This is a genomic window from Rhodanobacter sp. FW101-FHT13A11 (assembly GCF_058790335.1).
Genome location: NZ_JBYTCN010000024.1, coordinates 1 through 12,532 on the forward strand (window position 1 = coordinate 1; position 12,532 = coordinate 12,532).

Sequence of the window (12,532 nt, forward strand, 5' to 3'; positions counted from 1 at the left end):
TGGCCATCCACCTTCGCCTGACCGCGAAGGGTGAAGCGGTTGAGTCGCTTGTTGGCGCGCACGTTGCCGAAGACGGGCTCGACGGTGGCGAATCGTCGCCCGTACTGTTCGCGTCCCCACGCACTGTCGATGCGCTCGCGCATGCGCTGACTGTGGGTTTGTTCGGCTCTGCGGGTGAGGACGGCGACTTGTCGCGAGCGCGTGGTCTCAGGTTTGCGTAAGCACGTCGTACGCAGCGGGCAGCCTTGGCAGGCAGCCTCTGGTGCGCGGAACTTGATCGCGGCATAGCCGCCGATCGTGCAGTCCTTGCCGTTGCGATGTAGGCGTTTTCCGGCCGGACAGATCGCGTAGGACTGGTCCGGCGCGATGATGAAATCCTCGCTGCCGAACAGGCGTGGCTTTGTCGGTTTGCGTGTCTTGTCGTGCAGCGGATCGGGCTTGGCCAGGTGCTTGTCCTGCTCGGCGAAACGTTCGTCGCGCCGGCGCATGGCGTTGTCGGCGATCAACGCGTCGATGTGCTTTTCGGCCAGCGCCACGAGGTTGGCTTCGCTGTGATAGCCGGCATCGGCGGTGAGCAGCGTCGCGGGCGTGCGCTGCTCGGCGCAGGCGTCCAGTACCGGCAGCAGCAGTTCCTGTTCTGCGCCGGTGCCGTGGGCCGAAGCCTCGACGATGACCTGATGCGCCGCATCGACCACGGCCACGCCGCAATAGCCCTGGACCACCCCCTTGTCGGTGGCCAGCTTGGCCGATTCGTTGTCGGTGCGATTGGACTTGCGGACCTTGCCGCGCGAACCGGGCCGGTCTTCCGGATGATCGGCCAGCCATTGACGGATCTTCGTTGCCTCGCGAGTAAGGCGCTCGATGCGTTCGGCGGCCTTGGCATCCCGCACGTCTTCGGCCGCGCCGGCATCGTTGGCTTGGTGGCGCTCCAGCATGGTGGCCGCCGCGCGCTCCATCTTCTGTGCCTGCGCGAGGAACTCGGCGCGGGTGCCTGAGCGGTGTTTGGATGCGTTGGAGGGCAGCTTCACGCCGTCAATAGCGAACATCTCGCGACCGATCAGGCCTTCTCCATCAAGCAGTGTGAGCACCTGGGCAAAGACTGTCGCGATCGCCTCGCGCGAGCGGCTGACGAAGTCCGCGATGGTGGTGAAGTGCGGCTTGGCGTCGCCGGTCAGGGCGATGAACAGCACGTTGTCGCGGCAGGCGCGCTCGATCGAGCGGGAGCTCACCATGCCCTGGGAATACGCCAGCAGCACGGCCTTGAGCAACATCGTCGGCGCATGTGCCGGCGCGCCGCTGTCGTCATTGCGGTAATGCGCATCGAAGGCGGACAGATCCAGCTGATCGACCAGATGGTGCACGGCATGGGCAAATGATCCCGGCACCAGCTGCGCCTGCAGGTCCACCGGCAACAGCCGCGGACTCATGTCGATGTGCCGGTAACGCGCCATGCCGATCCCCCTTGTTCACGTGGGGGTATTGAAGCAAGATCGGCGGAGGTTTTTCTACAGCCTCGTTAGGCCTCATGCAGGACCTTCATCCCGCCGAACTAGTTGGGCAGACTACCGTCATCGTCAATGGTTGCCCGAACTGCGGCGCCTTCAGTCCGCGGCGGGCGCGCGCGGCGGCACTGCCGGAGAGGTACCTGCCGTCGCGCGAGCGGGCGTCGAGGTCGAGTGGTTGCACCGGGGCCGCCTGACCCCGGCGCCTACAGCAGCCGCAGCAGTTCCTTCATCAGCGGCAGCCGGCGCACGCGCACGGCGCTGGCGCGGAAGACCGCGTTGGCCAGTGCGGGGGCGGCGGTGGGCATGGCGAGGAAGCTGGCGCCGGCCGGCGCGCGGTCGTCGGCAACGGTGATGACCTCCACGTCGTTCGGCAGCTGCGCCATGCTGGCCAGCGGGTAATCCCTGTAGCCGCGCTGCTGCACCTGGCCGCCCTTGATGGTGATCGCCGCGTTGAGCGCGATGGACAGCGCGTCCAGCGTGGCGCCGGCCACCTGGCCCTGCAGGCCGAGCGGGTTGATCACGCGGCCGACGTCGACGGCGCAGACGACGCGCTGGATGACCAGCTTCTCGCCCTGCATCGCCGCCTCGACCGCGTGCGCCACGTAGGCGCCGTCGATGTGCCAGCAGGCGATGCCGAGGCCGTTGACGGTGCGCAGCCAGTTCTTCCATTCGATGCGGTCGGCGACCAGCCCGAGCACGTTGGCGAGGCGGCCGGTGTCCAGCGTGGCGCCGCCGTCCAGCGGCAGCTGGCGCGGCGTGCCGAGGAGGCGCAGGCGCGTCTTCAGCGGGTCCTCGCGCAGCAGGTGGGCGATCTCGTCGATGAAGCTTTCGGCGGCGAACGCGTTGCTGAGGTGCGGCATGCCGCGCATTGGGCCGCGCGGGGTCGCCGACTCCAGCGCGTACCAGTCGCTGCGGTAGTTCGGCACCAGCGGGGCCGGCAACGGTTCGGCCTGCAGTTCGGAGGTCCACAGGCGGTCGGCCGGCACGCCGCGGCGGGCCAGCGCTGAGGCGCTGGCCATGCGCTGGTGCCAGGCCAGCAGCTGGCGCTTGCGGTCGATGAGCGCGCTGATCCGGTGCACGCTGCCGGCACGGTAGCAGTCGTGGCCGAAGTCCTGCTCGCGCGTCCACAGCAGGCGCACCGGCCTGCTGGCGGCCTTGGCCAGCATCACCGCCTCGGCGACGTAGTCGTGGTCGAGCCGCCGGCCGTAGCCGCCGCCGACGCGAGGCACGCGGATGTCGATCTGGTCGGGCGCGAGGCCGGTCAGCCGCTGCACCACGGCCCAGGCCAGCTGCGGCGCCTGGGTCGGCACGACCAGGCTGGCGCGGTCCTTGTCCAGCCGCACCAGGCAGTTCATCGGTTCGGCGGTGGCGTGCGCCAGCCACGGCTGCACGTAGGTGGCGTCGAGGCGGTGCGCGGCCTTCCGGCCGGCGGTGTCGACGTCGCCCACGTTGCGCACGCGCGTGGTGGGGGCGGCCTTGCCGGCGAGCAGGGCGAGCGCCTGCTGCTCCAGCGCGGCGCTGTTGTCGTCGCCGCTGGCGCCGGGTTTCCATTCGAGCTTGAGCTTGTCGCGGCCCTGCAGCGCGGCCCAGGTGTCCTCGGCCAGCACCGCCACGGCCGGGGCGATCGCCGTGCTGCCCAGCGGCTGGCCGGGTTCGGGCTTGAGCTGGACGACCTTCAGCACGCCCTTCACGGCAAGCGTGTCGGTGGTGTCGATATGCGCCAGCGTGCCGTCCGGCCACGGGCAGTGCGCCAGCACGGCGACCAGCGCGTCGCCGTAGTGGTGGTCGATGGCGTAGCGGACCTGGCCGGTGACGATCGCGCGCGCGTCGACGTCGCCGGCGCCCTGGCCGATCAGGCGGTAGGCGGCGGCCTCCTTCGGCGGCGGCGGGCTGGCCGGCAGCGCGATCTTGCTGGCCTCCGCAGCGAGGCTGCCGTAACCGAAGCGGCGGCCGTCCGGCGCGATCACGTAGCCGTTGCTGCAGCGCAGCCGGTTGGCGGGTACGCCGATCCGGCGCGCGGCCGCCTGCAGCAGCAGCCAGCGCGCCGCCGCACCGGCCTGGCGCAGGTCGTGCCAGGCGGCGGGGATCGAGCCGCCGGTGCCGCCGACCTGGCCCCCGTAGGCCCAGCGCGGCTTGCCGTTGTCGTTGTCCACGCCGAGGCCGAGCGGGATCACGCTGACGTTGCTCCAGTCGGCGTCGAGTTCGTCGGCGATGATCCGCGGCAGCGAGGTGGCGACGCCGGTGCCGGTGTCCGGGTCGCGCGCGCCGATCAGCACCTTGCCGTCCACGTCGATGCGCACGTAGGGGCCGAGGCCGTGGATCTCGTCGCCGAGCAGGGCCGGCGGCAGCGGCGCGTCGGCGGCCTCGGCGAGGCGGATGCCCACGACCAGCGCGCCGGCGCCGCCGGCCAGCACCTGCAGGAAGCGCCGGCGCGAAAGGCGGATGCCGTGGCTCATGGCTGGCCTGCCTTGCCGGCGGCGGCGCGCTTGATCGCGCGGCGCACGCGGGTCTGGCAGCCGCAGCGGCACAGGTTCGGCAACTGGTCGATGTCGGCGTCGCCAGGATGGGGCTTGCGCCCGAGCAGGTCGACGCCGGCGATCAGCCAGCCGGGCGTGCAGTAGCCGCAGCCGATCGCGTCCTCATCGATGAACGCCTGTTGCAGCGGATGCAGGGTGCCGTCGGCGGCAGCCAGGCCTTCCACCGTGACGACCGCCTTGCCGGCCAATGCGGCGATCGGTTGCGTGATCGCGGAAACCGCCTTGCCGTCGAGCAGCACCAGGTCGGCGCCGTTCTCGCCGCGTTCGCTGCCGTACTTGGTGCCGGTGAGCCGCAGCACGTCACGCAGGTACCACAGCAGCGGCATCTGCGGATCGCCCGTATGGCGGTAGTGCTCGCCGTTGACCTGCAGGTCGATGCCGTCGCGCATCTTCTCCGGCACGATGCCGCTTTCCTGGCCGGTCGGCACAACCTGGGCTTGCACGGGCACCATCCATCATCTCCCTGGGAACGTATCGGCGCATTGTGGCATTGCCGCCGGCCGCTTAGGGATGCACGCGGCTGAACAGGCGGCGCCAGAGCAGGTACGCCGGCGCACCGGCGACCATGATCAGCAGGCCGATGCCGGTATTGCGCGGGTTGTCGTGCAGCGACATCACCACCACCAGCGCCACCGCGGCGATGAACAGCAGCGGCAGCCACGGGTAGCCCGGCACGCGGAAGCCGCCGCAGGCGTCGTCGTGGCGGCGGTACCAGAACAGCGTGCCCACGCCGACCGCGCAGGCCAGCCAGTCGCCGAAGGTGGCGTAATCCAGCAGCTGGCCGTAGCTGCCCGACAGCGCCAGCACGATGGCCCAGGCGGTCAACAGCAGCAGCGCGGTGTTCGGCGTGCGCCAGCGCGGGTGCAGCCGCGCCACCGCGCGGAAGAACAGCCCGTCCTCGCCCATCACCTGCAGCACGCGGGCGCCGGCGACCAGGGTGATGTTGCAGAAGCCGAGGGTGGAGATCGCCACGCCCAGCGCGATCACTTTCGCGCCGACCGGGCCGGCCACCTGCTGCATCACGTCCGCCGCCGGCGCGCTGCTGGCGGCCAGGCCGGCGTGGCCGAGCACGGCGAGGTAGGCCACGTTGACCAGGGCGTAGGCACCGATCACCAGCAGCATGCCCAGGGTCAGCGCGCGCGGCAGCGTGCGCTGCGGGTCGCGTACCTCGCCGGCCAGGTTGTTGAGGTAGGTGAAGCCGGAGTAGGCGAACAGCACCGGCAGCGCCGCGCCGAGGAAGCCGACGCCCTGGCGTGCCGGGTCGGCGGCCAGCACCTGGCCGTGGCCGGCGCCGGCGAGGAACAGCCCGCACGTCACCAGCGCCGCCACTGCCAGCAGCTTGAGCACGGCGAACAGGTTCTGGATCTGCGCGCCGAGGCGGATGCCGAACAGGTTGATGCCGCCGACGAAGACCAGCGCGCCGATCGTCAACGGTCGCGCCCAGGCCGGCGGCAGGCCGAACAGGGCCGCGGCGTAGCGGGCGAAGATCGTCGCCACCGCCGCGCTGGAGCCGGAGTAGATCACCAGCAGCATGGTCCAGCCGAACAGGAAGCCGGCCAACGGTCCGAACGCCTCGCGCAGGTAGACGTAGCTGCCGCCCGCGTGCGGCCGTCGCGCGCCCAGCTCGGCGTAGCACAGTGCGCCGACCAGGGTGAGCAGGCCGGCGGCCATCCACATCAGCAGCAGCGCCAGCCCCGATTCGGTGCGCTGCGCCACGATGCCGGGATTGAGGAAGATGCCGCCGCCGATGACGCCGCCGACTACGATCAGGGCGGCATCCCAGGGCCGCAGGCTGCGCGCATAGGCGGTGCGGGAAGATGGGTTCACGGGTTGGTAGTGGCGGCGGCGGAACGAGGCGGCGAGCATGCGGGCTTGCCGGTGCGCCCGCAAGCGGCGCCACCATGAACTGCCATGGTTTCGATCGCCCAGGATGCCGACGGCTTGACGGAAGGTATTGGAATCGCAAGAAAATGCGATGTTGCAACAATGTGAAATCATCCACAAAAATGCACCGCCGCGCGACCGCTGTTCGCCGGCAAATGGCAGAAACAGACGTAAACCAACAAGGACGCTAAATGAAAAAGTACATGCAGGCGGCCGTCGCCGCCGTGGCGATGGCAGTGGTTTCCGGCGGTGCCTTCGCCGCCGACCAGGGGGCATTCTTCATCAACGGCAACTTGGGCCAGTCGCATTTCCACGACAGAGGCTTCAACGACCGCAGTGACACCAGCGGCGCACTGCGCGCCGGCTACAGCTGGCAGGGCGACACCGCCGATTTCGGCATCGAGACCGGCTATGTCGACCTCGGAAAGGCCAGTGGCAGTGTCGCGGTCGGCACCACTGCCGTCGGTTTCAGCGCCAAGGCCAAGGGGCCGCTGCTCGGCGTCAATGGCCGCTACAAGTTCCGCAACAAGATGTACATCTCGGGTCGCGCTGGCTGGTTCCACACCAGGATGGAGATGGACGCCGGTGGCTTTGGTTCGGGCAGCTACAACGGCGACGGCACCTATGCCGGTGTCGGCGTGGGCTACGACGTCACCCAGCACTTCAGCCTAGGCGTAGGTTTCGACAACTATCACGGCCGCATCAAATTCAATGGCCGCAAGTACGGCGAGAGCATTGGCGTGTTCTCCGGTTTCGCCGAGTACCGCTTCTGATCTTCGGTTCCAGCAACGCCACGGTGGCCGCCTCGTGCGGCCACCGTCGTTCTGGCGCAACGGTTCAGTCGATCTGCAGTTCGCCGCGCACGCCGATCGCGCAGGCGCCGCCGATGGTGATGGCGCCGCTGGCCGGGTCGCGGGCGACTTCCACGATGCCGTCGCGGCCGACCTCGCGGCCTTGGCTGGCGCGGTAGCGCAGGCCGTAGCCGTCGCGGTCGCCGCGCTCGCCCAGCCACGCCATGATCGCCGCGTTGGCGCTGCCGGTGACCGGATCTTCCGGAATGCCGTCGGCGGGGCAGAACGCGCGCACCGCCATCGCCGCGCCGCCTGCATGCTCGCGGCCGAACACGCCGACACCGACGGCCCGCTGCTGCAGGCACAGCGCGGCGACGGCGGCCAGGTCCGGCTGCAGGCCGCGCACGGCGGCGGCCTCGCCCAGGTTGCCCAGGATCCAGTGCGGGCCATTGTCGACGTGGCAAGCCTCTCCCGGCGCCAGCCCGATGCGCAAGGCACGGGCGAGCTCGGCTTGCAGCGCGGCGTCCGCTGCATCGATCCGCGCCGGCGGCGCCTGCACCCGGATCAGCCGCTGCGCGCCGCTGCCGGTCACCTGCACCGGCAGCAACCCGGCCGCGCACTCCTGGACCAGCGCGGTCTTGCCGGCGGCGACCAGGCCGGCCTCGATCGCCACCCAGGCGCTGCCGACGCTGGGATGACCGGCGAACGGCAGCTCCTGCCGCGGCGTGAAGATGCGCACGCGGTAATCCGCCGCGCTGCTGGTCGGCGGCAGCAGGAAGGTGGTTTCGGACAGGTTCGTCCAGTGCGCGATGCGCTGCATGGCGGTGGTGTCCAGGCCGTCGGCGTCGATCACCACGGCCAGCGGATTGCCGTCGAACAGGCGGCTGGCGAAGACGTCCAGTTGCATGAAGCGGCGCGGCGTGGGCATGGCATCGAGGGCCGGAGGCGTGGGCGGCCACGATGACATCGGGCCGGCCCGGCGGGCAAGCCGCCGCCGACCGGCCATGCCGGCGCCAGCGCCGGGACAGCCGCTTGCGGCACAATAGGCAGGTTGTGCCCGGCAAACGCCGCCGCCGGCACCGTCGTCCCGCCAGCCAGACCCGCCATGACCACCATCAAGCAAGCAGACCTGATCCAGTCCGTCGCCGACGCGCTGCAGTACATCAGCTACTACCACCCGGTCGACTACATCAAGAGCCTCGCCGCTGCCTACGAGCGCGAGGAATCGCCCGCCGCGAAGGACGCGATGGCGCAGATCCTGATCAACTCGCGGATGGCCGCTGAAGGCCACCGGCCGCTGTGCCAGGACACCGGCATCGTCACCGTGTTCCTGAAAGTGGGCATGAACGTGCGCTGGGACGACGCCACCATGTCGCTGGAGGACATGGCCAACGAGGGCGTGCGCCGCGCGTACATGGACCCGGACAACAAGCTGCGCGCCAGCGTGCTGGCCGACCCGGCCGGCAAGCGCACCAACACCAAGGACAACACGCCGTCGGTGGTGAACATGTCGATCGTGCCGGGCGACACCGTCGAGGTGATCGTGGCGGCCAAGGGCGGCGGCTCGGAGGCGAAGTCGAAGTTCGCCATGCTCAATCCGTCCGACTCGATCGTCGACTGGGTGCTGAAGACCGTGCCCACGATGGGCGCCGGCTGGTGCCCGCCGGGCATGCTCGGCATCGGCATCGGCGGCACCGCCGAGAAGGCGATGCTGATGGCGAAGGAGGCGCTGATGGAGTCGATCGATATCCAGGAGCTGATCGCGCGCGGCCCCGCCAACCGCGCCGAGGAACTGCGCATCGAACTGTACGAGAAGGTCAACGCGCTGGGCATCGGCGCGCAGGGCCTGGGCGGCCTCACCACCGTGCTCGACGTCAAGGTGAAGGATTTCCCGACCCACGCGGCGAACCTGCCGGTGGCGCTGATCCCGAACTGCGCCGCCACCCGCCACGCGCACTTCGTGCTGGACGGCTCCGGCCCGGTGATGCTCGACCCGCCGTCGCTGGAGGACTGGCCCAAGCTCACCTACGACGCGTCCAAGGGCCGCCGGGTGAACCTCGACACCGTGACCCGGGACGACGTCGCCAGCTGGAAACCGGGCGAGACCCTGCTGCTCAACGGCAAGCTGCTCACCGGCCGCGACGCCGCGCACAAGCGCATGGTCGAGATGCTCAACAAGGGCGAGCCGCTGCCGGTGGATTTCAACGGCCGCTTCATCTACTACGTCGGGCCGGTCGATCCGGTGCGCGAGGAAGTGGTGGGCCCGGCCGGCCCCACCACCGCCACGCGCATGGACAAGTTCACCGAGCAGGTGCTGGCGCAGACCGGCCTGCTCGGCATGGTCGGCAAGGCCGAGCGCGGTCCCGCCGCGATCGAGGCGATCAAGAAGCACCGCTCGGTCTACCTGATGGCCGTGGGCGGCGCCGCATACCTCGTTTCCAAGGCGATCAAGGCCTCGCGCGTGGTCGGTTTCGCGGACCTGGGCATGGAGGCGATCTACGAATTCACCGTCGAGGACATGCCGGTGACCGTGGCGGTCGACTCGGGCGGCAGCTCGGTGCACCAGACCGGCCCGCGCGAATGGCAGGCCAGGATCGGCAAGATCCCCGTCTTTATCAAGTAAAAGCAGTGCGCGCAGCGCACACGTTTGCCTCCTCCCCCTTGGGGGAGGATTGAGGAGGGGAGCTCCAAGGTCAGCACACCCTCCATCGAAATCCGAACAACCCGTAGGGCGGGCACTGGCCGCCGCCCCGCACGAGGCAAAGGCAAAAGCCGGCGGGCCGTGCCCGCCCTACAAAGCCGAAAGATCAAGAGCACCCCCCTGCGGCCGAAGGAAGTTCCTTTGGGACGAGCGGGAGAGGGCCACTAGGCTGTTTGGACGTCCATACGTCCAAACGAATCGTCCGCACAAAATATTTGCAATTCCAATGCCGCAGCGCAACACTGATCCGATATCCATTCCTGACAGCGAACCCCTGTGACTCCGCCAATCTCCGCGCCGTTACCCCCTGACGCCCCCTGGATCGTGATGAAGTTCGGCGGCACCAGTGTCGCCACGCTTCCCCGCTGGCAGAACATCCGCGAACTGGTCGCCAGCCGCCGCGCCGAAGGCGCGCGCGTGCTGGTGGTGGTTTCCGCGCTGACCGGCATCACCGACGCGCTGAAACAGCTGTGCGGCGAGGGCGAACCGGACAAGCGCAAGGCGGCGGCCGGCGCGATCGCGCAACGTCACTACGACCTGCTCGACCACATGCAGCTGGCGCTGCCGGACACGCTCGGCTCGCGCCTGTCGGACCTGGCCGGGCTGGCCGCCAACGGCCCGGCCCCGCGCGGCGAGCTGGCCTGGCAGGCGCAGGTGCAAGCGCACGGCGAGCTGATGTCCAGCGCGCTCGGCGCCGCCTTCCTCAGCCACAGCGGGCTGTCCACGCAATGGCTGGACGCGCGCGAATGCCTGGCGGCGGTGGCGTTGCCGAACCAGAACGAGCGCACCCGGCTGCTGTCGGCGATGGTCGAGGCGAAGCCCGATCCGGCGTTGAACGCGCGCCTGGCCGCGCTGGGCGAGGTGTTCATCACCCAGGGCTTCATCGCGCGTGAGCAGCACGGCCGCACCGTGCTGCTCGGCCGCGGCGGCTCGGACACCTCGGCCGCGTACTTCGGCGCGCTGCTGAAGGCGGCGCGGGTGGAGATCTGGACCGACGTGGCCGGCATGTTCACCGCCAACCCGCGCCAGGTGCCCGGTGCGCGCCTGCTGCAGCGGCTGGATTACGAGGAGGCGCAGGAGATCGCCTCCACCGGCGCCAAGGTGCTGCATCCGCGCTGCCTGTCGCCGCTGCGCGATCCGCGCGTGCCGCTGCTGGTCAAGGACACCAACCGGCCGGAACTCGACGGCACGGTGATCGGCCCCGAGGTGCGCGCGCACGCGCCCAGCGTGAAGGCGATCAGCGCGCGCAAGGGCATCACCCTGGTCTCGATGGAGTCGGTGGGCATGTGGCAGCAGGTCGGCTTCCTCGCCGACGTGTTCGCCCAGTTCAAGCAGCACGGCCTGTCGGTGGACCTGATCGGTTCGGCCGAGACCAACGTCACCGTGTCGCTCGACCCCACCGAGAACCTGCTCGATTCCGACGCGATCGCCGCGCTGGCCAGCGACCTGGCCAAGGTGTGCCGGGTCAAGGTGATCGCGCCGTGCGCGGCGATCACCCTGGTCGGCCGCGGCATGCGCTCGCTGCTGCACACGCTGTCCGGCGTGCTGGCCGAGTTCGGCCAGCTGCGCGTGCACCTGATCACGCAGTCGTCGAACAACCTCAACCTCACCTTCGTGGTGGACGAGGAGGTGGTCGACCAGCTGCTGCCGCACCTGCACGACCTGCTGATCGCCGCCGGCGCGCTGCGCACCGACGAGAGCGCGCTGTTCGGGCCGAGCTGGCAGGCCCTGTACGGCGGCGGCGAGGCGCCGGACGTGGCGCCGGCGTGGTGGCGCGGGCCGCAGCGGCAGCGCCTGCTGGAGCTGGCTGCCGAGGCCACGCCGCGCTACGTCTACCACCTGCCCACGGTGCGCCGGCAGGCGCGCGAGCTGAAGTCGCTGGCGGCGGTGGACCGGCTGCACTACGCGGTGAAGGCGAACACGCACCCGGCGATCCTCACTGCGCTGGCCGCTGAGGGTTTCGCGTTCGAGTGCGTCTCGCCGGGCGAGCTGGAAGCGGTCGCTGCGATCGTGCCGGAATCCGTGCCGCTGCTGTTCACGCCGAACTTCGCGCCGCGCCGGGATTACGTGTACGCCCTCGCCACCCGCGCCACCGTCACGCTCGACGCGCTGCATCCGCTGGAGCGCTGGGGCGAGCTGTTCCGCGGCCGCGAGATCGTGCTGCGGGTGGACCTGGGGCGCGGCCTGGGCCATCACGAGAAGGTGCGCACCGGCGGCAGCGGCAGCAAGTTCGGCCTGCCGCTGGACCAGCTGCCCACGTTCCTGCAGCTGGCCGACGCGCATGGCGTGACCGTGCGCGGCCTGCACGCGCACCTGGGCTCCGGCGTGCTCGACGCCGGCCACTGGGGCGAGGTGTATGCCCAGCTGGCGAGCCTGGCCGAGCGCATCGGCAGCGTGGCCTTCCTCAACATCGGCGGCGGCCTCGGCGTGCCCTCGCACCCGGGCGAGGCGCGGCTCGACATGGTCGAGCTCGACCGCGTGCTGCGCGAGGTCAAGGCGGCCTATCCGCACTACCAGCTGTGGATGGAGCCGGGCCGCTACCTGGTAGCCGATGCCGGCGTGCTGCTGGCGCGCGCGACCCAGCAGAAGGGCAAGGGCGCGTTCCGTTACCTCGGCATCGACACCGGCATGAACAGCCTGATCCGCCCCGCGCTGTACGATGCCTGGCACGAGATCATCAACCTGTCGCGGCTCGACGAACCGGCCACCGCGCTGTACCAGGTGGTCGGCCCGATCTGCGAGAGCGGCGACGTGCTCGGCACCGACCGGCGCCTGCCCGAGGCGCAGGAGGACGACGTGATCCTGATCGCCCAGGCCGGGGCCTACGGCAAGGCGATGTCCTCGCACTACAACCTGCGCGACGAGGCCGACGAGATCATCATCGAGTGAACTACTGCCCCCTCTCCCCACAGGGGAGAGGGGGCAGTTCCTCCCGGAGAGTGAAGAGTGACAACGACGATTCAACCGCGCCTCACCAGGGTTTTCCGCTTCGTGCGTTGCAGCTACGCCGATGGCGTGGCCGAGCTGGCGTATGCGTTCGACGACGGCGAGGAACTGGTCGAGCGGATCCGCTTCCCGGGGGGGGGGGGGGGGGGGGGAGAGGGGGGGGGGGGG

Annotated in this window: 8 protein-coding genes; 3 read left to right on the top strand and 5 right to left on the bottom strand. The window is 70.0% G+C overall.

The genetic code is table 11. The annotated features are described in order from the left end of the window. From AC3WRN_RS16440 to AC3WRN_RS16455, 4 genes are all read right to left on the bottom strand, one after another. Positions 1-1,451, bottom strand: a 1,451-nt coding sequence (locus AC3WRN_RS16440; RefSeq protein ID WP_492623789.1) for an IS1182 family transposase, incomplete at its 3' end; no start/stop codon positions are given. 257 nt (positions 1,452-1,708) lie between these two features. Continuing rightward, the gene (locus AC3WRN_RS16445) at positions 1,709-3,961 is read right to left on the bottom strand and encodes a xanthine dehydrogenase family protein molybdopterin-binding subunit (RefSeq protein ID WP_492623790.1); all 2,253 of its coding nucleotides are present in this window, start codon (positions 3,959-3,961) and stop codon (positions 1,709-1,711) included. After that, positions 3,958-4,494 carry a (2Fe-2S)-binding protein gene (locus tag AC3WRN_RS16450; RefSeq protein WP_492623791.1) on the bottom strand — a complete coding sequence of 179 codons (537 nt, stop codon included), beginning with the start codon at positions 4,492-4,494 and terminating at the stop codon, positions 3,958-3,960. The genes AC3WRN_RS16445 and AC3WRN_RS16450 overlap by 4 nt, the downstream gene beginning before the upstream one ends. A 52-nt stretch (positions 4,495-4,546) precedes the next feature. After that, a complete protein-coding gene (locus AC3WRN_RS16455) occupies positions 4,547-5,908 on the bottom strand; it encodes an APC family permease (protein WP_492623792.1) in 1,362 nt (453 codons plus the stop codon). Positions 5,909-6,117: 209 nt separating this feature from the next. On the opposite strand from AC3WRN_RS16455, the gene AC3WRN_RS16460 reads away from it, so the two are divergent. Then, positions 6,118-6,699, top strand: a complete 582-nt coding sequence (locus tag AC3WRN_RS16460; RefSeq protein WP_492623793.1) for an outer membrane protein — start codon at positions 6,118-6,120, stop codon at positions 6,697-6,699. 64 nt (positions 6,700-6,763) lie between these two features. Here the strand turns inward: AC3WRN_RS16460 and AC3WRN_RS16465 are convergent, their stop codons facing one another. Continuing rightward, positions 6,764-7,645, bottom strand: a complete 882-nt coding sequence (locus tag AC3WRN_RS16465) for a PhzF family phenazine biosynthesis protein (RefSeq protein WP_492623794.1) — start codon at positions 7,643-7,645, stop codon at positions 6,764-6,766. A gap of 177 nt (positions 7,646-7,822) precedes the next feature. On the opposite strand from AC3WRN_RS16465, the gene AC3WRN_RS16470 reads away from it, so the two are divergent. Both AC3WRN_RS16470 and AC3WRN_RS16475 read left to right on the top strand, forming a co-directional pair. Then, positions 7,823-9,340 (top strand): fumarate hydratase, encoded by a 1,518-nt coding sequence (locus tag AC3WRN_RS16470; protein ID WP_492623795.1) that lies wholly within the window; start codon positions 7,823-7,825, stop codon positions 9,338-9,340. A 405-nt stretch (positions 9,341-9,745) separates the two neighbouring features. Further along, the gene (locus AC3WRN_RS16475; RefSeq protein WP_492623796.1) at positions 9,746-12,307 is read left to right on the top strand and encodes a bifunctional aspartate kinase/diaminopimelate decarboxylase; all 2,562 of its coding nucleotides are present in this window, start codon (positions 9,746-9,748) and stop codon (positions 12,305-12,307) included. Positions 12,308-12,532: the final 225 nt, after the last annotated feature.

Bases quoted from the DNA above. Each gene is read 5' to 3' on its own strand.
- AC3WRN_RS16445 (WP_492623790.1), bottom strand. From the start codon at position 3,961: ATGAGCCACGGCATCCGCCTTTCGCGCCGGCGCTTCCTGCAGGTGCTG.
- AC3WRN_RS16450 (WP_492623791.1), bottom strand. From the start codon at position 4,494: ATGGTGCCCGTGCAAGCCCAGGTTGTGCCGACCGGCCAGGAAAGCGGC.
- AC3WRN_RS16455 (WP_492623792.1), bottom strand. From the start codon at position 5,908: ATGCTCGCCGCCTCGTTCCGCCGCCGCCACTACCAACCCGTGAACCCA.
- AC3WRN_RS16460 (WP_492623793.1), top strand. From the start codon at position 6,118: ATGAAAAAGTACATGCAGGCGGCCGTCGCCGCCGTGGCGATGGCAGTG.
- AC3WRN_RS16465 (WP_492623794.1), bottom strand. From the start codon at position 7,645: ATGCCCACGCCGCGCCGCTTCATGCAACTGGACGTCTTCGCCAGCCGC.
- AC3WRN_RS16470 (WP_492623795.1), top strand. From the start codon at position 7,823: ATGACCACCATCAAGCAAGCAGACCTGATCCAGTCCGTCGCCGACGCG.
- AC3WRN_RS16475 (WP_492623796.1), top strand. From the start codon at position 9,746: ATGAAGTTCGGCGGCACCAGTGTCGCCACGCTTCCCCGCTGGCAGAAC.